The 23,385-nt window shown below is 63.6% G+C and carries 21 protein-coding genes and 1 tRNA gene; 9 read left to right on the top strand and 13 right to left on the bottom strand.

Annotated elements, in window-relative coordinates; all coding sequences use genetic code 11:
• Positions 1–17: 17 nt before the first annotated feature.
• From VVT58_RS05375 to VVT58_RS05365, 3 genes are read left to right on the top strand one after another with little or no spacing between them, the layout of a single operon-like run.
• Positions 18–1,025 (top strand): LLM class flavin-dependent oxidoreductase, encoded by a 1,008-nt coding sequence (locus tag VVT58_RS05375; RefSeq protein WP_066557376.1) that lies wholly within the window; start codon positions 18–20, stop codon positions 1,023–1,025.
• A 2-nt stretch (positions 1,026–1,027) separates the two neighbouring features.
• The gene (locus tag VVT58_RS05370; RefSeq protein ID WP_327754631.1) at positions 1,028–1,669 is read left to right on the top strand and encodes a nuclear transport factor 2 family protein; all 642 of its coding nucleotides are present in this window, start codon (positions 1,028–1,030) and stop codon (positions 1,667–1,669) included.
• Positions 1,670–1,672: 3 nt separating this feature from the next.
• Entirely contained in the window at positions 1,673–2,653 is a 981-nt protein-coding gene (locus tag VVT58_RS05365; RefSeq protein WP_327754632.1) for an NADPH:quinone oxidoreductase family protein, read from the top strand.
• On the opposite strand, the gene VVT58_RS05360 is transcribed toward VVT58_RS05365, so the two are convergent.
• Genes VVT58_RS05360 through VVT58_RS05315 form a run of 10 tightly spaced genes read right to left on the bottom strand, consistent with a single transcriptional unit; the run spans position 2,604 to position 15,357 of the window.
• On the bottom strand, positions 2,604–3,686 hold the full coding sequence (locus tag VVT58_RS05360; RefSeq protein ID WP_327754633.1) for an SMP-30/gluconolactonase/LRE family protein: 1,083 nt from the start codon (positions 3,684–3,686) through the stop codon (positions 2,604–2,606). The genes VVT58_RS05365 and VVT58_RS05360 overlap by 50 nt on opposite strands.
• A 10-nt stretch (positions 3,687–3,696) precedes the next feature.
• A complete protein-coding gene (locus tag VVT58_RS05355) occupies positions 3,697–4,113 on the bottom strand; it encodes an OB-fold domain-containing protein (protein WP_327754634.1) in 417 nt (138 codons plus the stop codon).
• Positions 4,114–4,116: 3 nt separating this feature from the next.
• The gene (locus tag VVT58_RS05350) at positions 4,117–5,283 is read right to left on the bottom strand and encodes a thiolase family protein (RefSeq protein ID WP_327754635.1); all 1,167 of its coding nucleotides are present in this window, start codon (positions 5,281–5,283) and stop codon (positions 4,117–4,119) included.
• Positions 5,280–7,355, bottom strand: coding sequence for a 3-hydroxyacyl-CoA dehydrogenase NAD-binding domain-containing protein (locus VVT58_RS05345; protein WP_327754636.1), 2,076 nt, complete (start codon positions 7,353–7,355; stop codon positions 5,280–5,282). Before VVT58_RS05345 ends, VVT58_RS05350 begins: the two co-directional genes overlap by 4 nt.
• Positions 7,342–9,420, bottom strand: a complete 2,079-nt coding sequence (locus VVT58_RS05340; RefSeq protein WP_327754637.1) for a PQQ-dependent dehydrogenase, methanol/ethanol family — start codon at positions 9,418–9,420, stop codon at positions 7,342–7,344. Before VVT58_RS05340 ends, VVT58_RS05345 begins: the two co-directional genes overlap by 14 nt.
• Before the next feature lie 5 nt (positions 9,421–9,425).
• Positions 9,426–10,961, bottom strand: a complete 1,536-nt coding sequence (locus VVT58_RS05335) for an AMP-binding protein (RefSeq protein ID WP_327754638.1) — start codon at positions 10,959–10,961, stop codon at positions 9,426–9,428.
• A complete protein-coding gene (locus VVT58_RS05330; RefSeq protein WP_327754640.1) occupies positions 10,961–12,295 on the bottom strand; it encodes an MFS transporter in 1,335 nt (444 codons plus the stop codon). The genes VVT58_RS05335 and VVT58_RS05330 overlap by 1 nt, the downstream gene beginning before the upstream one ends.
• Before the next feature lie 30 nt (positions 12,296–12,325).
• Positions 12,326–13,552 (bottom strand): acyl-CoA dehydrogenase family protein, encoded by a 1,227-nt coding sequence (locus VVT58_RS05325; protein ID WP_327754641.1) that lies wholly within the window; start codon positions 13,550–13,552, stop codon positions 12,326–12,328.
• 23 nt (positions 13,553–13,575) lie between these two features.
• Entirely contained in the window at positions 13,576–14,316 is a 741-nt protein-coding gene (locus tag VVT58_RS05320) for an SDR family NAD(P)-dependent oxidoreductase (protein ID WP_327754642.1), read from the bottom strand.
• 18 nt (positions 14,317–14,334) lie between these two features.
• Complete coding sequence (locus tag VVT58_RS05315) at positions 14,335–15,357, bottom strand: phosphotransferase family protein (protein ID WP_327754643.1); 1,023 nt, start codon at positions 15,355–15,357, stop codon at positions 14,335–14,337.
• 97 nt (positions 15,358–15,454) lie between these two features.
• Between VVT58_RS05315 and VVT58_RS05310 the strand changes: the two genes are divergently transcribed.
• Genes VVT58_RS05310 through VVT58_RS05290 form a run of 5 tightly spaced genes read left to right on the top strand, consistent with a single transcriptional unit; the run spans position 15,455 to position 20,951 of the window.
• Complete coding sequence (locus tag VVT58_RS05310) at positions 15,455–16,174, top strand: helix-turn-helix domain-containing protein (protein ID WP_352000029.1); 720 nt, start codon at positions 15,455–15,457, stop codon at positions 16,172–16,174.
• Positions 16,175–16,207: 33 nt separating this feature from the next.
• Positions 16,208–18,601, top strand: a complete 2,394-nt coding sequence (gene cofH / locus VVT58_RS05305) for a 5-amino-6-(D-ribitylamino)uracil--L-tyrosine 4-hydroxyphenyl transferase CofH (protein WP_327754697.1) — start codon at positions 16,208–16,210, stop codon at positions 18,599–18,601.
• Complete coding sequence (npdG, locus tag VVT58_RS05300; protein WP_327754645.1) at positions 18,591–19,256, top strand: NADPH-dependent F420 reductase; 666 nt, start codon at positions 18,591–18,593, stop codon at positions 19,254–19,256. Before cofH ends, npdG begins: the two co-directional genes overlap by 11 nt.
• 14 nt (positions 19,257–19,270) lie before the next feature.
• Entirely contained in the window at positions 19,271–20,443 is a 1,173-nt protein-coding gene (locus VVT58_RS05295; RefSeq protein ID WP_327754646.1) for an acetyl-CoA C-acetyltransferase, read from the top strand.
• A gap of 52 nt (positions 20,444–20,495) precedes the next feature.
• The gene (locus VVT58_RS05290) at positions 20,496–20,951 is read left to right on the top strand and encodes a carboxymuconolactone decarboxylase family protein (protein ID WP_327754647.1); all 456 of its coding nucleotides are present in this window, start codon (positions 20,496–20,498) and stop codon (positions 20,949–20,951) included.
• A 247-nt stretch (positions 20,952–21,198) separates the two neighbouring features.
• Here VVT58_RS05290 and VVT58_RS05285 read toward each other — a convergent pair.
• A tRNA-Lys gene (locus VVT58_RS05285) sits at positions 21,199–21,274 on the bottom strand.
• A gap of 45 nt (positions 21,275–21,319) precedes the next feature.
• Entirely contained in the window at positions 21,320–21,820 is a 501-nt protein-coding gene (gene folK, locus VVT58_RS05280) for a 2-amino-4-hydroxy-6-hydroxymethyldihydropteridine diphosphokinase (protein ID WP_327754648.1), read from the bottom strand.
• 23 nt (positions 21,821–21,843) lie between these two features.
• Between folK and VVT58_RS05275 the strand changes: the two genes are divergently transcribed.
• Positions 21,844–22,500: a uracil-DNA glycosylase gene (locus VVT58_RS05275; protein ID WP_327754698.1), complete on the top strand. Its 657-nt coding sequence runs from the start codon at positions 21,844–21,846 to the stop codon at positions 22,498–22,500.
• 36 nt (positions 22,501–22,536) lie between these two features.
• On the opposite strand, the gene aguB is transcribed toward VVT58_RS05275, so the two are convergent.
• Positions 22,537–23,385, bottom strand: coding sequence for an N-carbamoylputrescine amidase (gene aguB, locus VVT58_RS05270; RefSeq protein ID WP_327754650.1), 849 nt, complete (start codon positions 23,383–23,385; stop codon positions 22,537–22,539).

Here is a 23,385-nt window from a genome sequence, read left to right as displayed (position 1 = left end):
AAGAGAGGAACGCAAAGGTGCAACTCAACCTTCGCTACGACATGAATCGCCCGGATTTCGGCGCGCCGCATCCCGTGCTGTACCGCACCGCCATCGAGCAGGCGCAATGGGCCGACAGACTGGGCTTCACGCAGGTTTTCCTGGCCGAACATCATGGTGCGGAAGGCGGCTATTGCCCATCCTCCATGATCCAGGCGGCCTCGATTCTGGGCGCGACGGACCGGATCGTCGCGCACCTGTCGGCGCTGGTGGTGACGATGCACGATCCGTTGCGTCTGGCTGAAGACCTGGCTGTCCTCGACAATATCGCGCCGGGCCGCATCTGGCTGACGGCGGGCATGGGCTATCGCCCGCATGAGTTCGAAATGTTCGACCGCGACATCACCAAGCGGCTCGCCATCATGAACGAGGCGATGGCGACGCTCAAAAACGCGTGGACCGGCGAGCCTTTCGAATATCGTGGCCGCACCGTCCGCGTGACGCCCGCGCCAGCAACCCCCGGCGGCCCGAAAATCTACATGGGCGGCTCGACCGACAAATCCGCCATCCGTGCGGCCAAGGGTGGCTATCAATATTTCCCCGGCCATCCCGACCTGTTCACGCTCTACAAGGAAGAGCGCGCAAAGGCCGGTTTCGGGCCACCGGAGGAACTGCGCAAGCCTGCGGCGAGCTTCCTCTATGTCTCGGACGACCCCGACCGCGACTGGCCGCTGGTCGCGCCGCATGTCGCTTATGCGACCAACGCCTATGCCGAATGGGCCAAGGAGCGGGGCACCGGCCAGACCCGCTATCAGCCCGCCGAGACGATCGAAGGCCTCAAGGCCATGCCCAATATCAAGGTGCTGACGCCGGACGAATGTTTCGCTTATCTGAAGGGTTTGGGGCGCGGCACGGCGGTCACGTTCCACGCGCTGCTAGGCGGGCTTGATCCTGAAGTCTCCTGGCGCAGCCTGCGCCTGTTCGAAAAGGAAGTCCTGCCACGCCTCAAGGCTGAGCCGGGCCTACTGGAAATGCCGGGAGAATGAGCATGGAAGAGCAAAATCGTCGCGGAACGCTGGCTGCGATGCTGGCCGTGCCCTTTGGCTTGGCGGCCGTGGGGCAGGCCTCAGCTGCGACCGCGAAAGGGAAGGGTAAGCCGATGAGCATGGCCGATCGTCTGGACGTGATCGAATCCAAGCAGGCGATCACCGAACTGCTCTATGCCTATGCCAGAGCCAATGACCGGGCGGATGAAGCGTTGCTGCGCTCGCTGTTCTGGCCGGAATCGACGCACAAACATGGGAAGTTCGAGGGCAAGTCCTCGGATTTCGTCGGCTTCGCCTTCAAGATCGTTTCTGCCCTCAAATATGCGTGCCATCATATCTCCAATGTCTCGGTCGAGGTGAAGGGCGATAAGGCCTTTTCCGAATGCTATTATTTTGCCCAGCATCGCCGCGACCGGAAAGATGGCAGCGGGGAGGAAGATGTCTTTTTTCAGGGGCGCTATCTTGACGATCTCGAACGACGCAATGGCGAATGGAAGATCATTCGCCGCCGAGGGCTTTCCGACTATACCTCTCCGGCTTTCCCGTCGGAAACCACCTATGGGCAATGGCCTGCAGGCCAGCATAGCGAGAAATATCCGAGCGACGATTATTACAGGATGCGCCAGCAATATTTGGGGAGCTGATCCATGCGCGCGCTGATGTGCGAGCATCATGGGCCGCCCGAGGATCTGGTGTTGCGGGATACGCCCTCACCCGAACCGGGACCGGGCGAGGTGCGACTGCGGGTGAAGGCGGCGAGCGTCAACTTCCCGGACGGCCTCATCATCCAGAATCTCTACCAGACCAAGCCGCCCTTGCCCTTCAGCCCCGGCAGCGAGGCGGCGGGCGTGGTGGATGCGGTGGGTGAGGGCGTGACAGGGCTGCGCGTGGGCGATCGGGTTGCGGCGATGACGACCTGGGGCGCCTTTGCGGAAGAGGTGGTGGTTCCGGCGGCGCGCTGTTTCGCCATACCCGATGCCATGCCGTTCGATGTCGCTTCTGGCTTTACGATGGTTTACGGGACATCGCTTCATGCGCTCAGGCAGCGGGGGAGTTTGCAGGCGGGCGAGACATTGCTGGTGTTGGGCGCAGCGGGTGGCGTTGGCCTAGTGGCCGTGGAAATCGGCAAGCAGATGGGCGCGCGGGTGATCGCCGCCGCTTCCTCCGAGGAAAAGCTGGCCTTGGCGCGGGCGCATGGGGCGGACGAGACGGTCAACTATGCGACCGCCGATCTGAAAGCGGCGGTCAAGGAACTGACCGGCGGCAAGGGCGCGGACGTCATTTATGATCCGGTCGGCGGAGCGCTGGCTGACCCGGCTTTTCGCACCATCGCCTGGGATGGGCGCTATCTGGTGATCGGCTTTGCGGCGGGTGATATTCCGGCCATTCCGCTCAACCTGCCGCTGGTGAAGGGAGCGGCGATCGTCGGCGTGTTCTGGGGCGCCTTTCTTGCCAGGGACAAAGAGGTCAACGCCGCCAATATCGAGCAGCTTTATCAATGGTATGAGGCGGGTGCACTACGACCGGAGATCAGCCGCCATTTCGCCTTCGAGCAGGGCGCCGAGGCGATCCGCTGGATCATGGATCGCAAGGCGCTGGGCAAGGTCGTGATCGAGATGCCGAACTGACCGGCCAGTTGGCTAGCGGAAGGGCGGCAACATCCGTGTGCGCTTTCACCACCATCCCACTGGCCCGCGACACGACATAGAGGTCGCGTAGGTCAGCGCCACCCCAGCAGAGATTGGTGGGGCTGGAGAGCATCTTCCCTTCAGGATCGTGGATGATGTCGACCTTCCGCCCGTCGGGCGTGATCGCGACGATCCGGTTGGCGAAGGGCAGCGTCACCCAGAGATTGCCCGCCTGATCGAAAGCGATGCCGTCGCAATAGCCAAGCTCTGCGCGATCCGAAGCGGGCATGGCGCGAATGTCCTTCGCTTGATGGTCGGGGACCACGACTCCCAAGAGCGGACCATAATCCTGCGGATCGGTAAGCGACCCATCCGCCTGCCGCCGCCAGCGCCTTATGCGCCCTTCGGCGGTCAGCGAGGCATAAACGAAGCGCTCCTCGCGGTCGAGGCAGAGGCCGTTCGCTCCACGAAGATCGCGGGCGACGATCGATGCCTTGCCGTCCGGCGCGACCCTGTAGATGAAACCTGAAGGCGTGGTCGTGCCGATATTGCCAAGCGGTCCCCATGTGCTGTGCGTGCAATAAATGTCGCCATTGCGCGCCGTCGCCGGGCCGTTGGAGGCGACCAGTTGCCGCCCCTCCAGTTCCGACACCAGAGTCTCGACCGTGCCCGTCGCGACATCGATCCGCTGCAACGGCCCCGGCCCCTTGTTGAGCAGGCCCATATTGGCGACGATGACGCGACCTTCCCGGTCGACCGCCACACCATTGGGCGCCAGCGCCTTGCCGATCTGGCGCAGAGTGCCGCCGGGCTCCAGCACGCCGATGGCACCGCCGCCATTGGAGATGAACAGGCGGCCATCGGGACTGCTCGCTATGCCTTCGGGCGCGTCCAGATTGCCCCGAACCAGCGTGAAGTCGGCAAGGCCCAGCGGCTTTGGCGGGTGGGGCTGGCCGATCCCTGCCGATCCCGCGCAACCGGCAAGAGCCATGGCCGCCCCGCCCAACAAGAGTTCGCGGCGGCCCATTTCCATGAGGCGTTCCTCAACCAAGGGGAGCGAAGCCCGCAATCTTGTGATCTCCCGCCTGCACAGCCCGGAAACGCAGCCGCATCCCGCAGCGAGGTTCGATCCCCTCGGCATCAATCAGCAGGCCCGGCACGCGCACGCCGGGCGCATCATCCGGCTCGAACAGGACGACGGTGAAGGGCACTTCCGCCTTATGATCGCCGGGCAGCAGGCTGCGGATGACGGTGGTAAAGGTGTAGGCGCTGCCCTCCGGCGAAACCGGGCGCCATTCCAGCACTGCGTCGGGCTTTCCGGGAATGACCTCGGGCGGATACCATATCCACTCGCCCGTCTCGGCGTCGGCGGTGATGCGCAGCTCGCCCGCTTCCAGCCCGTCATAATAGCCCTGGAACAGCGGATCCTCGATCTTGGGAGGATATATCGGAATGCCCATGGATCAGCTCCGCGCCAATATGGTGGTGGAATGATTATTGCCGCCCAGACCCGCGACGGCGCAGAGCTTCGCATTCGGCACCTGCCGATCGCCTTCCTGCCCGCGCAATTGCCGCACCGCCTCGATCAGCAGGTTCATGCCCGGCACATAGCCGCCCGACATATGCCCGCCGCTGGTGTTGATCGGCATCCGCCCGCCTGGCATCCCATGCCCCGCCGCATAGAAGCGCGGCCCTTCGCCCCGCTCGCACAGACCCAGCATCTCGGTCTGCACCAGTGCGGAGATAGTGAAGCCGTCATAAATCTGCGCGAGGTCCAAATCTTTGGGATCGCAGCCCGCCATGGCATAAGCGAGCTTCGCGGAAACCTCGCCGGGGAAGTCGTAGGTGCAGGGTGTCTGGGTAAACAGCACCCCCTGCGGCCAGTTGTTGAAGCCAAGGCCCAACCCCCGCACGCTCACCACCGGGTGCGGCATGTCCCGCGCTTCCTCGATGGCGCTCACCACATAGGCGCCGCCGCCATCGGTGGTGAGGCAGCAGTCCGCTGCCCTGAGCGGCGTCGAGATCATGGGCGACTGGCGATAGGCGGCGAGGTCCATCGGATCGCGCCGCTGCGCGCTCGGCGTCAGCACCGCCCAAGCCCGATAGGTCATCGGGATGGCGGCCTGCTCCTCCTCCGTCATGCCATATTCATGGGCATAGCGGTTGGCCATGGTCGCGAAATAAGTGGGCTGGCCGAAGAAGCCGACCGGCATCTCGATCCCCGCCTTTTGCGGCTCGCGCGCATGGAAGCCATAGACGCCGCCCGGCTTGGTCGACTGGATCGCATAGGGCACCAGCACATGGCGCGCCAAACCCGCCTCGATCGCCATCTGCGCCAGTTGCAGCGCCTGCCCCGATGTCGCCGTGCCGCCGACGCTGTCGGTCGTGGCGCAAAAGCGCTTCTCCCCCGCGCCGATGGCAAAGGCGACTTCGTCCGACCCATGGCCCGCATATTTGTTGGAGATATAGCCGTCGATGTCCTTCGGCGTCAGGCCCGCATCGGCAATCGCCGCGAGGCTAGCGCGGGTCATCATCTTCATGACCCCTTCCTCGCCTTTACGCAGGAAGGGGGTTTCACCGACCCCTGTGATGGCGATGCGATTGCCCCCAATTCTAGTCTGAAGCGTCATGCGTCCTTGAACCCCTTGCCTTGCGCCACCAGCCGTTCGATCAGCGGGGAGGGCTTGAATGCCTCGCCATGGGCGGCTTCCAGCGCCTTCAGCTTCTCCAGCACCACGGGAAGTCCCTGCAAATCCGCCCAGAACATCGGCCCGCCGCGATATTTCGGCCAGCCGTAACCGGTGATCCAGACGATATCGACGTCCGACGCCCGCGAGGCGATGCCTTCGTCGAGGATGCGCGCACCCTCATTCACCATGGCAAAGAGGATGCGGTCGTGGATTTCCCCTTCACTCACTTCGCGCCGGGCGATGCCCTGCTTCGCGGCGAAATCCTCGATGACCTGCATGGCGATGGGGGAGGGCGTCTGCTTGCGGTTCTCGTCATAGTCATAATAGCCGCCCTTCGTCTTCTGCCCATGGCGGCCCATTTCATTGAGGATTTCCCGCACATTGGCGGAACTGGTCGCGTCCCGGTTCCAGCCGACGTCAAGACCGACCAGATCGCGCATCTGGAAATGCCCCATGGCAAAGCCGAAGTCGTACAGCACCTTGTCCACCGCCCAGGGCGTTGCGCCCTCCAGCACCAAGCGATCCGCCTGACCGTTGCGGGCGTTGAGGATGCGGTTGCCGACAAAGCCGAAACCATTGCCGACCAGCACGCCGATCTTGCCGATGGTCTTGGCGAGTTTCATGGCGGTGACAGTGATTTCGGGCTTGGTGTCCTTGGTGCGAACGACCTCCAGCAGCTTCATCACATTGGCGGGCGAGAAGAAGTGCAGGCCGACGACGCTCTCCGGCCGCTGGGTGGCGGCGGCGATATCGTCAATGTCGAGATAGCTGGTGTTGGTGGCCAGGATCGCGCCGGGCTTGGCGATCTTGTCGAGCTTGGCGAACACCTCGCGCTTAACGTCGAGATTTTCGAACACTGCCTCAATGATCAGGTCGCAGTCGGCCAGATCCTCCATCACTACCGATCCGGTCAGCAGTCCCATGCGGCTGTCGACATCCTCGGGCTTCATCTTGCCCTTCTTCGCGGTGGTTTCATAATTGCCGCGAATGATGCGCAGACCCCGGAACAGCGCTTCTTCGTTCGTCTCCACGAGGGTCACGGGAATGCCGGCATTGGCGAAGTTCATCGCAATGCCGCCGCCCATGGTGCCCGCGCCGATCACACCGACCTTCTGGATTGGCAGGATGGGCGTGTCGGCGGGAATGCCGTCGATCTTGGCCGCCTGCCGTTCTGCGAAGAAGACATGGCGTTGAGCGGCGGACTGGCTGTCCTCCTGAAGCTCATTGAACAGTTCGCGCTCATAGACCATGCCCTCGTCGAAGGGCTTTTCCAGCGCACCCTCGATGCAGCGGATGATATGTTCGGGCGCCTTGAAGCCACGGAATTTCCTGGCATTGGCCTTGCGGAAGTCAGCGAAGATTTCCGGCTTGCCGCGCGCTTCGTCCAGCTTTTCGGTGCGGTCGCGGACCTTGAGCAGCGGGCGCTTCTCGTCCTGCACCCGACTCGCAAAGGCGATGGCGTCGGCGCGCAGATTGCCCTCCGTCGCCAGTTCATCGACGAGGCCCATCTCCATCGCAGCCTTGGCACCTATCGGGGCGCCGGAGGTGATGAGATCCAAAGCCTTCTCCACCCCGACGATGCGAGGCAGACGCTGCGTACCGCCAGCGCCGGGCAGCAGGCCCAGATTGACTTCGGGCAGCCCGCATTTGGCCGAAGGCACGGCAATGCGATAATGCGCCACCAACGCCAGTTCTAGACCGCCGCCCAGCGCCGTGCCATGGATGGCGGCGATCACCGGCTTGGACGCATTTTCGACAACCAACTGGAGATTGCGCAGGGTCGGCTCGACCGGCGGCTTGCCCAGTTCGCTGATCTCGGCCCCTGCGAAGAAGGTTCTTCCTTCGCAGACAAGTACCATCGCGCCGACCTCGCTATCGCCGATGGCCGTCTGCACCGCGCCCGCGACGCCCTGTCTCACGGCATTGGAAAGCGCGTTCACCGGCGGCGAGTTGACCGTGATGACCGCGATTGGGCCTTCCACCTCATAGGTGACGACGTCATTGACCTTCATTCAAGCCTCTATGTGTCTGGGCGCCCGGCTTGGCAGCGGCTTGCGCTGCCAAAACCTCGCGGGCGCGTTGGCGGAAATAATGTTGCAGACTGTTGATTTCGGCGTCGGTCAGTTCCTCGAAGCGCGGCATGCCTCGTTCGCGCAGGATGCCTTTGTGCAGCACTTCTTCGAAACTGGCCTTGTCGAGCGGTACGCCGGACTGGAGCAGGTCCGGCGCCATGCCGCCCGACACCGCATTGGCGCCATGGCAGATGGAGCAGCGCTGGCCGAAAACGGTCGCGCCGAGGGAGGCCTTGGCAGGATCGACGGCGAAATCGGGCATGTCGATGACCGGCGTTTCGACGGGCTGCACCGATGGCAAAGCAGCCTTGCCATCAAGCGAGAAGGTGAGGACGCGCCATTGCTGGGTGCGGTAGTTCCATTCATGTCCCATGCCGGTGGCGCTGGGGAAACGCGATCCCGCAATCACCGTCACATATTGCTTGCCGCGTGCCCGATAGGTGATCGGCTGCGCCATCACGGCTGTCTGCGCATCGAAGGACCAGAGCGGCTTCCCGCTATTCGCGGCATAGGCGACGAACTTGCCCGCCGCATTTCCCTGAAACAGCAGATTGCCCGCAGTGGTTGCCGTGCCGCCGCCACCGCGAATGCCCTGCATCGGCACGCGCCACGCCTCGCTCTGCGTCACCGGGTTCCAGGCGAGCAGGAAGCTGGTCGCGGGCCGATCCGGCACCACGTTCGGAGGCGGCGCGCCCGTGCCGACACTGATCCGCTGGCCGTTCAGATGCTTCCAGCCCTGCAAGGACTCGGCCGGATCGATATAGACCCGCCCCTGATCCATGGTCGGGATATAGACGAGGCCGGTCCCCGGATTGAACGACATCGCCTCGATATTATGCGCGCCGAAGGGGGAGGGGTAGACGATCGCCGCCTTGCCGCCCGGATAGCGCGCCGCCGGATTCTCGATCGGCCGCCCGCTCTTGATATCGATGCCGCTCGCCCAGTTGACGGGCACGATGTTGCGGGCGGAGATCAGCTTCCCCGTCTCCCGGTCGATTACATAGAAGAAGCCGTTTTTCGGCGCGTGCATCAGCACATCGCGCTCTTTCCCGCCAATGGTGAGCCGGGTCAGCTCGATATCCATCGCGCTGTTGAAGTCCCATGTCTCGCCGGGATTGGTCTGATAATGCCAGACATATTCCCCCGTATCGGCGTCCAGCGCGACGATGGAGCAGAGGAACAGATTATCCCCGCCACCCGGCGACCTGATCTTCTGGTTCCACGGAGAACCATTGCCGATGCCGATATAGATACGATTATATTTGGGGTCATAGGCCATGGCGTTCCACGCCGTCCCGCCGCCGCCATATTTCCACCACTGGCCGGTCCACGTCCGGGCGGCCATCGCCATCGCCTTGTTTTCGAACCCCAGCTTCGGATCGCCCGGCACGGTGTAGAAACGCCAGAGCTGCTTCCCCGTCCGCTGGTCATAGGCGGTCACATAGCCCCGGATCGGTGCGAAGTCCGCTCCGCCATGGCCGATGATGACCTTGCCCTTGAACACCCATGGCGCGCCGGTGACATAGCGCTCGTCATCCTTGCCGATGGTCTGCGCGGTCCAGACGGGATGGCCGGACTTGGCGTTGATCGCGATCAGCCGCCCGTCGATGGTCCCGGTAAAGACCATGCCATTGTCATAGGCGATGCCCCTGATGCCCCATGCGGCGCGCATCTTCTGCCCCGCGACCTTCCAGCTTTGCGGGTCATAGGTCCAGAGTTCCCGCCCGGTCGCGGCATCCAGCGCATGGATGACGCTGTAGCCGGATGCATAATAGACGATGCCATCCACCGCGATGGGCGCGGACAGGCTCGCCCCGCCGCCCGTAATGTCATGATACCAGGCGAGCTTCAGCTTCCCTACATTGCGGTCGTTGATCTGCGTGAGCGGGCTGTAATGGTTCTCATCGATCCCGCCATAGCCCGGCCAGTCGCTCCCATCGCGCTTCGCCACGTCCGAAGGCGCGCAGGCGGCGAGCAACAGCAGCAAGGGCAAGACAAAACGCATGAAGCTCAACCCCCGATGGTGCGATCGGAAGGCCAGAAGCGCTGGCGCAGCGCCTTCTTGTTGACCTTGCCCATGACGGTGCGGCCGATATCATCCACCATCTCGTAACCGCGCGGGCATTTGTAACCGGCGAGGTTGGCGCGGCAGAAGGCGTTGAGTTCCTCAGCCGTCGGCGGATCGCCCGCATCCTTGGGAATGACCAGCGCCCGCGCTTCCTCGCCCATTTCCGCATTGGGCGCGGCAACCACGGCCACATCCGCCACCTTGGGATGGCGCAGCAGCACATGCTCGGACTCGGCGGGATAGATGTTCACCCCGCCGCTTACGATCATGTCGGACACGCGGTCGGTGATGAAGAGATAGCCCTCCTCATCGACATAGCCCATCTCGCCCAGCGTAAAGACGCCCGGCGCGATATGGGCAGCGGCGGTCTTTTCCGGGTCGCCGCGATAGACGATGCCATGGCCGCTGGTGTCGCGGAAATAGACCTGCCCGACCTCATTCGGCCCCAGAACCTTTCCGTCCTCACCGTAAATCTCCGTCTCGAAAGGCGGGAGCGCCTTGCCGACAGACCCCGGCCGCTCCAGCCATTCCTGTGAGGTGATGTAGGTGGTCGATCCCGCCTCGGTCCCGCCATAGGCCTCCACCAGCACCGGCCCGAACCAGTCGATCATCGCCTGCTTCACCGCACGCGGGCAGGCTGCGCCGGTATGGGCGAGCCGCTGGATGCTCGACACATCATATTTGGCGCGCACCTCCTCGGGCAGCGCCAGCATCCGCTGGAAATGGGTCGGCACCATCACGGAGCCTGCGACCTTATATTTTTCGATCAGCGCCAGCGTCTTTTCGGCGTCGAAATGCTCCACCGTGATGAGGCTCATGCCGCCAAAGACATTGCGCGCCATGCCGAGCGGCCCGGTATGATAAAGCGGCCCCACGGCAATGCCGGGCGAAGGCGTGATCTTCGATCGGATCGCTTCGGCCAGAGCCTTCACCGTGGCAGCGCGCGGGAAATATTGCGGCGGCGTCTCGGTGGCCTTGGGTCGTCCCGTGGTGCCGGACGTATAGTGGAGATGCGGCAAAGGTGGCACCTCAGGATCGGGTTCAGCGGTCGAAGCCGCCGCGATCCAGTCCTCCCAATGGATGACATCTTCACGATCAGGGCAGCGCCAGCCGATCACCGTCTTGACGCCAGCCTCAGCGGCTGCGGCAAGCCCGGCCTCCATCGTCTCCGGCCCGACCAGCAGCGCCACCGCGCCGCTGTCCTTCAGGATATAGGCGGCCTCCGAAGGCGTCAGGTGAAAGCTCACCGGCACGCTGGAAATGCCCGCTTCCAGACAGGCGACATAGGCGATCACCGTCTCGGCGCTGTTGGGCGCGAACACCGCCACTCGCCGCTCCGTCAGGTCGAGGCCATTCAGCGCATTGGCTGCCCGGTTGAGCAGCTCATCCAACTGATGCCAGTCATACGTCACCCGCTCATCGGCAAGGGCGAGCTGGTCGCGACGCGCGGGATCAACCCCGCCTAAAGTCAAAGACATCAAACGTCCTTTCGGGAAGCAATGGCGGGCGCCAGATAGCGCAGCGCCATGCGGAAGGAGATCAAGGCGATTACCGAACAGACCGTCACCACCACAGCGAGCGACTGCCCCAGCGCGCCTTCGTCATGGAACACATATTCGGTCAGCGCCGCGACGATCGCCGGCCCCGCACCGAGGCCAAGGATGGTGAAGACGAACAGGAAAAAGGCCAGCATCCGCGCCCGGATCGTCGCGGGCGCGATCAGCCCCATGACCGACGACACATAGACCATGAACGGCACGGTGATGAACTGCGCCACGCAATAGCAGGCCAGGAACACATAGACGTTGGTGGCGAAGAACATATAGCCGACGACCGGCAGGAAACCGACGATCAGCCAGCTATAGAAGCGCAGATGCGCATCCTTCATGCCGCCGGAAAAAAGCCGGTCGACGATCCAGCCGTTCACCACCAGCGACACGGCCGATACGATGTTCATCATGCTGAGCGCGAGGCCATATTGCACCGGCTTCCAGCCGAAATGCCGCTCGATATAGGCGGGCACCCAGTTGGTCATCGAATAGCCGCACATGGCGAGGCAGGAGGTGCCGACAAGCATCAGCGCCAGCAGCTTCCAGTTGCGCGAAACGAAGGTCCGGATTTCCCCCGAAGCCGCCACGGAAGCCGCGCCCGGCAGCTTCCTGCGGCCCGGATCGGGAAAGGTGAACAGCAACAGCGCGAAGATGATCCCCGGCAAGCCCACCATCATCATGACGAGTTGCCAAGGCTGCACGGGGCCATGAAAGGGAATATGAATGCCGGTATGCGCCGTCGCAAAGGCAATCGCGACGCCCCCCAGGGCAAAGGCCGTCGCCGACCCCACCTTGCCCGCCATCTGAAAGGTCGAGGTCGCCCGCGTCAACAGGCGCGGCGGAAAGGCGTCGGCAATCAGCGAATAGGCGGCGGGCAGCAGCGCCGCTTCGCCCACACCCACGAAAATCCGCCCGATCAGCAGCGCCTCATAGGTCTGCGCGAAACCGCAGGCCGTGGTCGCGATCCCCCAGATCACCACGCCGCCAAAGATGATCCAGCGACGGGAAAAACGATCCGAAGCCCAACCGAGTGGCAGCCCGAAAACCGCATAGAAGATGGCGAAGGAGGTCGAAGTGATCATGCTGATCTGCACGTCGGACAGCAGCAGATGCGCCTTGATCGGCGTCACCAGCATCGACACGATCAGCCGGTCGACCCAGCTCAGCACGTACAGCCCGAACAGAACCGCCACCATCCACCAGGCACTGCCGAGGCCGGGGTTGGCCCGGCTGTCGGCTTGGTTCTGCGGGGTCATCAGCATGATCCTTCCTCGCCTTTCCGGTTAAAAAGTTCAGCGCACCGGCAATTGGTTGAGTTCAGCGATCTTGAGCTTGCCAAGCTGCGCCATGTGGACCTCGTCCGGGCCATCCGCGAAGCGCAGATAGCGCGCGTTCATGAAGGCGGCGGCGGGTGGGAAATCGCTCGAAATGCCGATACCGCCGAACACCTGCATGGCGCGATCCGCGACGGTCTGGGTCATGCGCGGTGCGACGATCTTGATGGCGGCGATCAGGTCCTTGGCGATCTTGTTGCCATAGCGGTCCATCGCATCGGCGGCCTTCAGCGTCAGCAACCGCGCCTGCTCGATCTCACAGAAGGAGAGGGCGATGTCCTGCCTGATGCTCCCCTGATCCGCGAGCTTGCGGCCGAAAGCGACCCGGCTTTCCACCCGCCGCGCCATATATTCCAGCGCCCGCTGCGCCTGCCCGATGAGCCGCATGCAGTGATGGATACGGCCCGGCCCAAGCCGTCCCTGCGCGATTTCGAACCCGCGCCCTTCGCCCAGGATGAGGTTGGACTTGGGCACGCGCACATCCTTGAACAGCATCTCGGCATGGCCGCTGGGCGAATGCACCGCGTTCAACACGTCGAGGGGGCGAATGATCTCAATACCCGGCGTACCGGCGGGGATCAGGATCTGCGAATGCTGCTGATGGCGTGGGCTGTCATTGGGGGTCTTCCCCAGCAGGATGAAGATCTTCGTATTGGGATCGAGCGCGCCCGAAATCCACCATTTGCGCCCGTTGATGACGTAATCGTCGCCGTCCGCAATGATGGTGGTGGCGACATTGGTCGCATCCGAAGAGGCGACCTCCGGCTCCGTCATCACATAGCAGGAGCGGATCGTGCCATCGAGAAGGGGTTTCAGCCACTTCTCCTGCTGCTCCGGCGTGCCGTAACGGGCCAGCACTTCCATATTGCCGGTATCGGGCGCGGAGCAGTTGAAATATTCCGACGACCCGATCACGCGCCCCATGATCTCGGCCAGCGGCGCATATTCCAGATTGGTTAGGCCGGGACTCCATTCGCCATATTCATGCGGCAGGAACAGATTCCATAGACCGGCTTCCTTGGCCTTGGCCTTGATCTCCTCCGTGCCCGGCCAGCGCTTCCACAGGTTCGCCGGATTATGATGGAAATGGTCGCGCTCCTTCTCGATCGGATAGACATGGGCGTCCATGAAATCGATGAGTCGCGCTTGCAGCGCCTTCACCTTGTCGGAATATTCGAAGTCCATCGGATGATCCTTTTCGGAGAAAATCAGGTGAGCGTGAGGCCGCCGTCGACGACCAGAGTCTGCCCGCAAATATAACCGGAGAGGGGAGAGGCGAGGAAAAGCGCCACGCCCGCCATCTCCTCGACCGACCCGAAGCGGCCCAGGGGAATTTTCGCCAGCGCTCGGGTCCGCCGCTCGTCATTTTCCATCGTCACCTTGGTCATTTTGGTATCGACCAGGCTCGGCGCGATGCCGTTGACGCGGATGCCTTCGCCCGCCCAGGCAATCGCCAGCGCCCGCACCAGATTGACCGCGCCCGCCTTGGACGCCGCATAGGCGGGGTTGCCGAAGGTCGCCTTGAACGCGCCGATGGAACTGACGACGATGATCGCCCCCTTGGCGGCGGCCAGCGCTTCCCGGCACAGATTGGAAATATGCAGGATGGAGTCGAGATTGACCGCCATCACCTTGTTCCAGCCCTCGGCCTCGAACTCCTGCCGCCGGTAGAGCACGGCCCCCTGCGAATGGATCAGCACGTCGAGCCTGTCGAAAGGCACCGGCGCCGCTGCAATCGCCGCCGCATCGCTGACATCGACTTGGCTGTAGCCGACGCCTTCGAGGTCGGAGCCTTCCTCGCCCGCATAGTCGGCCGCGTTCGGCCGCGTGCCCCAGACATGCACCTGCGCGCCACGCTGGCGAAAGGCCTGCGCCATGCCGTTGCCGATGCCGCTCGATCCACCGACCACCAGCACCGTCTTTCCGGTGAAGTCGAGTTCGTTGGTCAAAGGGAATTCCTCTTCATGTCAGCGGATCAGCGCTTCGGCGCGCTCGAAAAGATGGATGGCGCGGCCGTGAAGCTTGTCGCCGGTCTCGCGCGGCGCCTTGCCAGCGCAGGCGCGGGCGTAGGTGCCCTCCAGCAGGATGCCGAGCTTGTAGCAGGCCAGCACATGATACCAGTCGACCGCTGACAGATCACGGACCGACCCTTCCGCATAGCGCGCCACCAGTTCGCCCGCGGCCGGGAACCCATTCCAGGGCTTCACCGATACGGTGCTTTCCGATCTTCCATCAGGCCAGGTCGCCAGCACCCATCCCAGGTCCAGCAGCGGATCACCGATCGTCGCCAGTTCCCAATCGATGATCGCCGCCAGTTCCGGCCCATCATTGCGATACATCACATTGGCCAGATGATAGTCGCCATGCATGATGCCGGGCATGAAACGGTCGGGCCGATGCCGCTCCAGCCAATCCCCTACCGCGCCGACGGAGGGTAACGCCTTCGGCCCCGTCCACCCGTCAAACTCGCCATAGCCCGCAAGCTGCGACCGCCAGCGATCGACCTGCCGCCCGAGGAAATTTTCCGGCTTCCCGAAATCGGCCAAGCCCAACGCCTGATGATCCTGCGCGCCCAGGGCCGCGATCCCGTCCACCAGAGCCAGCCCCATGGCATGGCGCATCGCCGGCGAACTGGCATGGGGTTCGGGCAATTGTCCCACCGGATTGAAGCCGTCCACCGGCTCCATCAGATAGAAAGCGACGCCCAGCACGCTTTCATCGCCGCAATCGGCAATCAGCCCCGGATGCGGCACGTTCGTCCCGGCCAAAGCGCGCAGCACGCGTGCCTCCCGCCGCATCGTCTCATTGCTGTTGGGACGGGGATGCGCGGGCGGGCGACGGAACACATAATCGCGCCCATCACGGCTGAAACGCAGCAGGATATTCTGCGTCCCTCCCGCCAGCGGCGTCACATTGGTCAGCGGACCGGAGCCAAGCCCCTGATCCGTCATCCACGCCGCCAGCGACTCGATGTCGACCGCTGATTCCACTTAGGCATCCCTCAATTTTATCGACTGTTCACTCGTCGATTAGATCAATTGGATAATGCACTTGACGAACGCGCTTGGCAATGAGAAAAATGCACGCATGGTCAGACTTCAACTTGCCAAGGCCGATGACGTCACGCGCAGCGCCGCTGCCGAGCAGCTCAAGAAGGTCGCCCTGCGCCTGTTCGCGGAACGGGGCGTGGATGGCGTCACCGTGCGGGAGATCGCGGCGGCGGCGGGGCAGAAGAATCACGGCGCTGTCGGCTATTATTTCGGGTCGAAGGAAGCGCTGGTGCGTGCCATCGTCATGGACGGCGCGGTGGCGCTGGACCGGGAACGCAACGCCGCGCTCGACTCGCTGGAGCAGGAGGGCGGACCCCGCACGATCCGGGAGGTTGTGGATATCCTTGTCCAGCCGGTTCTTGGCCTGCCCGATGAGCATTATGTCCAGTTCATCGTGATCTTCGCAATGACCCACAGGGACATGATGTTGGACGCGATCGATCCGGCGTGGAACATCGCCTATGGCCGCTGCCTCGATCATTTGCGCCGCCTGATGCCCCATCTGTCACCCGCGCTTCAGAACCAGCGTTTCGTCTTCATGGGCGCCTATATCAGCGCGGTTCTCTCGGCGCGGCAGCGCGCCCTGGTCGACCATAGCCGTGCGCATCCGATGTGGGGCAGCGACTCCAGCCTCGAACATTTCATGCAGTCGCTGGTCGCGCTGCTGGACGCGCCCGCCAATCTCCCGCAGGAAATGCTCGACGGTATCGGTGGAGGCGCGGGCGCAATCCCCGAGCAGCCGGGGCCGGTCGGCTGAAACGGGTACAAAGATAAGATGATGGAGCGGATGATGACGGGCAGGGACGGGATGAGCGAACAGGCGGCGGCATTGCTGGAAACGCCCTTGGCCGATCTGCTGGCCACCGCTTCGGCGCTGCGCGAGGCAGGCCATGGCCGTGTGCAAAGCTGGTCGCGCAAGATATTCATCCCGCTGACCCAGCTTTGCCGGAATCTTTGCCATTATTGCACATTCTCCCAGCCGCCCCGGCCGGGCGAGAACGCCTATATGACCCGCGAGGAGGTGCTGGCCGTCGCCCGCGCAGGCAAGGCGGCGGGTTGCACCGAGGCGCTGTTCACTTTGGGCGACAAGCCCGAACTGCGCTTCACCGCCGCCCGCGAGGAACTGGCGCGGCTCGGCCATGCCACGAGCATCTCCTATCTCATCGAAATGGCCGCGTTGGTGCGTGACGAAACCGGACTGCTGCCGCACATCAACGCCGGCGTCATGACCCGCGAGGAAATGGCCGCGCTCCGCCGGGTTTCCGTAAGCCAAGGCCTGATGCTGGAGTCCGTTGCAGATCGGCTCTGCCGGAAGGGTGGCGCGCATTATCGCTCGCCTGACAAGGAACCGGCGGCACGGCTGGAAACGATCCGCCTGGCGGGCGAGCTGCAAATCCCCTTCACCACCGGCATATTGATCGGCATCGGTGAGACCCGCGAGGAGCGGGTCGAAGCGATCGAAGCCATTCGAGACCTGCATGAAGGCTATGGCCATATTCAGGAAGTGATCGTCCAGAACTTCCGCGCCAAGGAGCGCACGGTGATGGCGAATGCGCCCGAACCGGACATGGAGGAGCTGCTCTGGACCATCGCCGCCGCGCGCCTGATTTTGGGGCCGGAAATGAATATTCAGGCGCCGCCGAACCTGTCGGCCGCGGACTTCCCGCGCCTTCTCTCGGCGGGGATCAACGACTGGGGCGGCGTCTCGCCGGTCACGCCCGACCATGTGAACCCCGAAGCGCCCTGGCCCGAAGTCGAGCGCCTGCGCATGGCGACCGAAGGGGAGGGGCGGATGCTGGTCGCGCGCTTGCCGGTCTATCCCGCCTATGCGCAGGATAATGATCGCTGGCAGGATGCGGCCATGGTGCGCCACATCCTCGCCCATGCCGATGCGGACGGCTTTGCCCGCGAGGATAGCTGGTCGCCGGGCATAGCGCTGGAGCCCCGCGTCACGCGCCCCTCGACCCTGCCGGTCGATCCGAAGATCGCCGCCATCGTCGAGCGCGCCATGACGGGCACTTTGCTGGAAGAAGAGGAGATCGCCGCGCTCTTTTCCGCCCGCGAAACCGACCTCGAACATATTTGCGACAGCGCCGACGCCTTGCGCGAACAGGTGATGGGCGACGAGATCAGCTATGTCGTCAACCGCAACATCAACTATACCAATATTTGCGCCTATAAATGCAGCTTCTGCGCCTTTTCGAAGGGGGACAAGGCCGAGGAATTGCGGGGCAAACCCTATGACCTCGACCTGCAAGAAGTCATCCGCCGTAGCCGCGAGGCATGGGAACGCGGCGGCACCGAGGTTTGCCTGCAAGGCGGCATCCACCCGCATTATACCGGCGAAACCTACATCAACCTAGCCAAAGCGGTCCGCGCCGCCGTGCCGGAGATGCATATCCATGCCTTCTCCCCGCTGGAAGTCTCGCAAGGCGCTGCGACGCTGGGCCTGACGGTCGAGCAATTCCTTCTCCGCCTGAAGGAGGCCGGCCTCGATACGCTTCCCGGCACGGCGGCGGAAATTCTCGACGATGAAGTCCGCGCCCGGATTTGCCCGGACAAGCTCAGCACCGAGCAATGGCTGGAGGTGGTCGAAACCGCGCATAGAGTCGGCTTCACCACCACTGCCACGATCATGTTCGGCCATGTCGACACGCCCCGCCATTGGGCACGCCATCTGATCCGCATCCGCGACCTCCAGCGCCGCACCGGCGGCTTCACCGAGTTCGTGCCGCTGCCCTTCGTCCATATGGAAGCGCCTATGGGCCTGCGCGGGGAGGCGCGCCACGGCCCGACCTTCCGCGAAGTCCGGCTGATGCACGCCGTGGCGCGGCTTGCGCTGCACCCGCATATCCGTTCGATCCAGACCAGTTGGGTCAAGCTGGGCGAGGAGGGGGTGAAGGCCTGCCTCACCTCGGGCGCCAACGACCTTGGCGGCACGCTGATGAACGAGAGCATCTCGCGTGCCGCCGGCACGCAGCATGGCCAGGAAATGCCGCCCGCCGCTATGGAGTCGCTGATCCGCTCGCTCGGCCGCACCTCGCGCCAGCGCAGCACAGCCTATGGCGCCATCGCCCAGGACATACATGAGCGCGGCATGGCCGCTGAGGAACTTACCCCGATGATCCTCACGCCCCCGCGCAAACGCCGAAAAGAACAGGAGAGGTTTGAATATGCAGAATGAAGCTCTGGCGAGTATCGCCGTCCTCGGCGGCACCGGCAAGGAAGGCGGCGGCCTGGCACTCCGCTGGGCGCATAAGGGCCACAAGGTCATCATCGGCAGCCGCACCGCCGAGCGCGCGCAGGAAGCCGCCGCCCAGATGAACGAAGTGTTGGGGAGCGGCACCATCACCGGCGCCGCCAACCCGCAAGCCGCCGCGCAGGCCGATATCGTCGTCCTCGCCGTGCCCTATGCTGCGCAGCAATCGACGGTGAGGGATGTCGAACCGGCGCTCGCGGGCAAGATATTGATCGACGTGACCGTTCCCCTGGTTCCGCCCAAGGTCAGCCGCGTCCAGCTTCCCGAAGGCGGTTCTGCCGTTGAAGCCGTGCAGAAGATGCTGGGCGAGGGTGTACGCGTCGTCTCCGCCTTCCAGAATATCAGCGCTCATCACCTCACCAAGCTGGACGAAGAGGTCGAGTGCGACGTTCTGGTCTGCGCCGACGACAGCGAAGCCGCCGATACGGTGGTCGCGCTGGCGCAGGAAATCGGCCTGCGCGCCTGGAATGCCGGGCCGCTGTGCAACTCGGTCGTGGCGGAAGGCCTCACCTCCGTCCTGATCGCCCTTAACCGCAAATATAAAGTCCCCGGCTCCGGAATCCGCATCACCGGCGTCTGACAGGAGAAAAAGACATGGCTGAAGCCTATATCGCCGCCGTCGCGCGCAGCGCAGGCGGCAAGCGCGGCGGTCGCCTCGCTGGCGTCCACCCCGCCGATCTCGCGGGCAAAGTCCTTGCGGGGCTGGTCGAACGCTCCGGCATAGATCCCGCCGCTGTCGAGGATGTCATCATGGGCTGCGCCTGCCCCGGCGGCGAGCAGGGCGCCAATATCGCCCGCAACGCCGTGCTGGCTTCCGGCCTCCCCGAATCCGTCCCCGGCACTCATGTCGATCGCCAATGCGGCTCGTCGCAACAGGCGCTGCACTTCGCTGCCGCGACTGTCCTGTCCGGCGTGCAGGATGTGGTGATCGCGGCAGGGGTCGAAAGCATGACCCGCGTCCCCATGGGCCTCCCCTGGACGTTGCCCGCCAAACATGGCTTCGGCACCTATCGCAGCCCCGGCATCGAAGCCCGCTATCCGAACCAGCCCTTCAGCCAGTTCGGCGGCGCCGAAATGCTGGCGAGAAAATATGGCCTGACCCGCGACGTTCTCGATGCCTATGCCCTCGAAAGCCACCGCCGCGCCGCCGCCGCGACGCAGGCGGGCAAGTTCGACGCTGAAATCATCCCCCTCGAAATCGTCACCCCGGAAGGCGAAACCGTCCTCCACAAGATCGACGAGGGTATCCGTTTCGACGCGACCCTGGAAAGGATCGCCAGCGTCAAGCTGCTGACCGAGGATGGCGTGATCTCAGCCGCCAACGCCAGCCAGATTTGCGACGGCGCCGCCGCGCTGCTGGTGGTCAACGAACGCGGCCTCAAGGCGCATGGCCTGACCCCGCTCGCGCGCGTGCATGAGATGACCGTGCTGGGCCACGACCCCGTCATCATGCTCGAAGCCCCGATTCCGGCGACGGAAAGGGCGCTCGCCAGAGCGGGAATGAAGCTTTCCGACATTGACCTTTATGAAGTCAACGAAGCCTTCGCCCCGGTCCCGCTGGCATGGGCGCAGGCGCTCGGTGCCGACCCGGCGAAGCTCAATGTCCATGGCGGCGCGATCTCGCTCGGCCACCCGCTCGGCGGCTCAGGCGCGAAACTCATGGCGACGCTGGTGAGCGCGCTCCGCGACCGGGGCGTCCGCTATGGCCTGCAAACCATGTGCGAAGCGGGCGGCATGGCTAACGTCACTATCGTCGAAAGGCTCTGAGATCATGGCGCGGCTCGCCCTCCCACCCGGCGATGGAGAGGAGGGTGCCCGCATGTGGTCCCTCCGCCCGGATCTTGGCGCTGCGGCGCATGCCTTTGGCGACGCGTTGCAGGAGGGGGCGCGGCTTCCGGTCCGCATTCGCGAAGCCGCCCGCATCCGTATTGCCCATATCAACGGCTGCATTCCCTGCTCGGAAACGCGGCTGGAGGATATGGAACGCCACGGCCTTACCGAAGATTTCTACGCAGGGGTCGACGATCCCGACCAGCGCACCGATTATGCGCCACGCGAAGCGCTGGCCATCGCTTTTGCCGAACGCTTCGCGACAGGCCCGGCCGCCTTTGACGACCTGTTCTGGGCGGAACTCCATGCCCAATTCAGCGCCGCAGAATTGCTGGAACTCGCCAGCCATTGCGCGAAATGGCTGGGCCTCGGCCGCCTCAATGCGGTGATGGAGATCGCCACATCCTGCCCGATCCGCATCAGCGCCGGGCCGGATGTTCCCTGACAACCGGCTACATCTCTCCACTATTTTGCCGGAAATGCGGTGAACCGATGCTCTGCGCCAAAGCGCGCCGGGAACCAGACGCATGGTTAAGCCGTTCATCTTGCAGAAAGAATTGGAGAGGGCAGATGGACGACGCGCTGAAGCCTCATGCCATGTTCGGCATCCTGTTCGGCCTGCTGGTGTCGATCGAACTATGGTGCTGCGCCGCGCTGGTACTGACAGCCCTGACCTGATGATCGGAAGGGGATGGTGAGCCCTGCTGGATTCGAACCAGCGACCTACTGATTAAAAGTCAGTTGCTCTACCGACTGAGCTAAGGGCCCTCATGTCCTGAGGTCCGCACGCACTAGAGGCGGCGGTGCGGCTGGTCAACCTCCAGAAATCGCTTTTCGTAAGCGGAAACGCAAATGGCGCATGGAAAGTCCTGAAACCGGGTCGCGCCAATCCGGGGCAATCGCGCAAAGCGGCGTCAGCACGAAGTCCCGCTCCCGAAAAGCCGGATGCGGGATGCGCAGCGAGCGGCTGTTCCACCGCCCGCCGGACCAGAGAATGATGTCGATATCCAGACGACGTGCTCCCCAATGCATGAATCGCTGGCGCCCCAGGCGGCGCTCGATCGCCTGCAAGTGCAACAGCATCGCCTCGGGCGGCAAGTAGCTTTCCACCAAGGTCGCGCTATTGGCGAAAATCCGCCGCGATGGTCCCAGAGGCGGTGTTTTTATGACAGGAGCCACGGCCAGAACCGTGCCCAACTGGCCAATCAGGCGAACCGCTTCCTTCAGCAAGCGCGCAGGAGCGAGCCGGGCCGACAGCGGGCGGTTCGATCCCAATGCGAGCGCGTAAACATGACGAGTGCTTGTCTTTGTCATCCGACAGCGCCTATCCCGTCGCCATGACGCTGCAAAGCCCTATCCCGCATAGCGAACCGCCGCATGATTGCCCGCTTTGCCCGCGCCTCGTGGCATTCCGCGACGAAAACCGGGCAGAACATGCCGACTGGTGGAATGCTCCGGTTCCCGTTTTCGGTGATCCTCTCGGCAAGATCGCGATCATCGGGCTGGCGCCCGGCAAATCGGGCGCCAACCGCACCGGCCGGCCCTTTACCGGAGATTATGCCGGCGATCTTCTCTTCGCGACGCTCCACAAATTCGGGCTTGCCAAAGGCGTCTATGAAGCGCGCGCGGATGACAGCCTGAAGCTGCGGAACATCATCATCCTCAATGCGGTCAAATGCCTGCCGCCGCAGAACAAGCCGCTGCCGGAGGAAATCCGCAATTGCCGGGCCTTCCTGAAACCCTCGGTGGCGGCATTGCCCAATGCGCAGGTCTTCATCGCGCTCGGCCAGATCGCGCACCAGTCAGCCGTGAAGGTGCTGGGCGGCAAGCTCCCCAAGGCGCGCTTCGCCCATTTGGCGGAGCATCGCATGCCCAACGGCAAGATCGTGATCGATAGCTATCATTGCTCGCGTTACAACCAGAATATAGGGCGGCTGACCGCCGAGATGTTCGAGGCCGTGTTCGAGCGGGCCGTGAAACTGGCGGCAATATAGCTGCCCCGCGTCGGCCTGCCACCCGCCCTGCAGAATTCAGATATCCTGAGCGATACGCGCATAAAGCTCCGGCCGCCGGTCGCGGAAGAAGCCCATGCCGGCCCGATGCTTGCGCGCTTGCGCTAGGTCGAGTGTCGCCACCAGCGCGCCATTGTCCCTGGCATCGGCTTCGGCGGCGAAATCGCCCCATTCGTCGGTGATGAAGCTGTGGCCGTAGAATTTCTGGCCTTCTTCCTCTCCGATGCGGTTGGCGGCGATCACCGGCATGCAGTTGCTGACCGCATGGCCGATCATTGCGCGGCGCCACATGCGGCTGGTGTCGAGGTCGGCGTCATAGGGCTCCGATCCGATGGCGGTCGGGTAGAACAGCATTTCCGCGCCCATCAGCGCCATCACCCGCGCGGTTTCGGGATACCATTGGTCCCAGCATATGCCGACGCCGATGGTGCCGAACTTGGTTTTCCACACCTTGAAGCCGCTATTGCCGGGGCGGAAATAATATTTTTCCTCATAGCCCGGCCCGTCGGGAATGTGGCTCTTGCGATAGACGCCCATGATCTCACCCTCATCGTCGATCATGGCGAGCGAGTTGTAATAATGCTGCCCATCGCGCTCGAAGAAGCTGGCCGGGATATAGACGCCCACGGCCTTCGCCACTTTGCGCATTTCCTGCACGGCGGGATGCTCGTCGAGCGGCAGCGCATTGGCGAACAGCGCTTCTTCCTCGACCTTGCAGAAATAGGGACCTTCGAACAGTTCCGGCGGCAGGACGATCTTCGCGCCCCGCGCGGCGGCCTTCACGACATGGCCGGCGACCATTTCGATATTGTTCGCCCGGTCGTCGGAAAAGGCGAGCTGGAGCGCGGCAACGGTGACTTTGGTCAT

Source organism: Sphingobium sp. SJ10-10, assembly GCF_036038995.2.
In the GTDB taxonomy this organism is placed as follows: Bacteria; Pseudomonadota; Alphaproteobacteria; order Sphingomonadales; family Sphingomonadaceae; genus Sphingobium.
The sequence above is the reverse complement of the archived record's forward strand: the minus strand, read 5'-3'. Positions and strand labels throughout refer to the sequence as shown.

Coding starts and splice junctions, on each gene's coding strand:
- VVT58_RS05370 (WP_327754631.1), top strand. CDS start 1,028: ATGGAAGAGCAAAATCGTCGCGGAACGCTGGCTGCGATGCTGGCCGTG.
- VVT58_RS05365 (WP_327754632.1), top strand. CDS start 1,673: ATGCGCGCGCTGATGTGCGAGCATCATGGGCCGCCCGAGGATCTGGTG.
- VVT58_RS05360 (WP_327754633.1), bottom strand. CDS start 3,686: ATGGAAATGGGCCGCCGCGAACTCTTGTTGGGCGGGGCGGCCATGGCT.
- VVT58_RS05355 (WP_327754634.1), bottom strand. CDS start 4,113: ATGGGCATTCCGATATATCCTCCCAAGATCGAGGATCCGCTGTTCCAG.
- VVT58_RS05350 (WP_327754635.1), bottom strand. CDS start 5,283: ATGACGCTTCAGACTAGAATTGGGGGCAATCGCATCGCCATCACAGGG.
- VVT58_RS05345 (WP_327754636.1), bottom strand. CDS start 7,355: ATGAAGGTCAATGACGTCGTCACCTATGAGGTGGAAGGCCCAATCGCG.
- VVT58_RS05340 (WP_327754637.1), bottom strand. CDS start 9,420: ATGCGTTTTGTCTTGCCCTTGCTGCTGTTGCTCGCCGCCTGCGCGCCT.
- VVT58_RS05335 (WP_327754638.1), bottom strand. CDS start 10,961: ATGTCTTTGACTTTAGGCGGGGTTGATCCCGCGCGTCGCGACCAGCTC.
- VVT58_RS05330 (WP_327754640.1), bottom strand. CDS start 12,295: ATGCTGATGACCCCGCAGAACCAAGCCGACAGCCGGGCCAACCCCGGC.
- VVT58_RS05325 (WP_327754641.1), bottom strand. CDS start 13,552: ATGGACTTCGAATATTCCGACAAGGTGAAGGCGCTGCAAGCGCGACTC.
- VVT58_RS05310 (WP_352000029.1), top strand. CDS start 15,455: ATGGTCAGACTTCAACTTGCCAAGGCCGATGACGTCACGCGCAGCGCC.
- cofH (WP_327754697.1), top strand. CDS start 16,208: ATGACGGGCAGGGACGGGATGAGCGAACAGGCGGCGGCATTGCTGGAA.
- npdG (WP_327754645.1), top strand. CDS start 18,591: ATGCAGAATGAAGCTCTGGCGAGTATCGCCGTCCTCGGCGGCACCGGC.
- VVT58_RS05295 (WP_327754646.1), top strand. CDS start 19,271: ATGGCTGAAGCCTATATCGCCGCCGTCGCGCGCAGCGCAGGCGGCAAG.
- VVT58_RS05290 (WP_327754647.1), top strand. CDS start 20,496: ATGTGGTCCCTCCGCCCGGATCTTGGCGCTGCGGCGCATGCCTTTGGC.
- folK (WP_327754648.1), bottom strand. CDS start 21,820: ATGACAAAGACAAGCACTCGTCATGTTTACGCGCTCGCATTGGGATCG.
- VVT58_RS05275 (WP_327754698.1), top strand. CDS start 21,844: ATGACGCTGCAAAGCCCTATCCCGCATAGCGAACCGCCGCATGATTGC.
- aguB (WP_327754650.1), bottom strand. CDS start 23,385: ATGACCAAAGTCACCGTTGCCGCGCTCCAGCTCGCCTTTTCCGACGAC.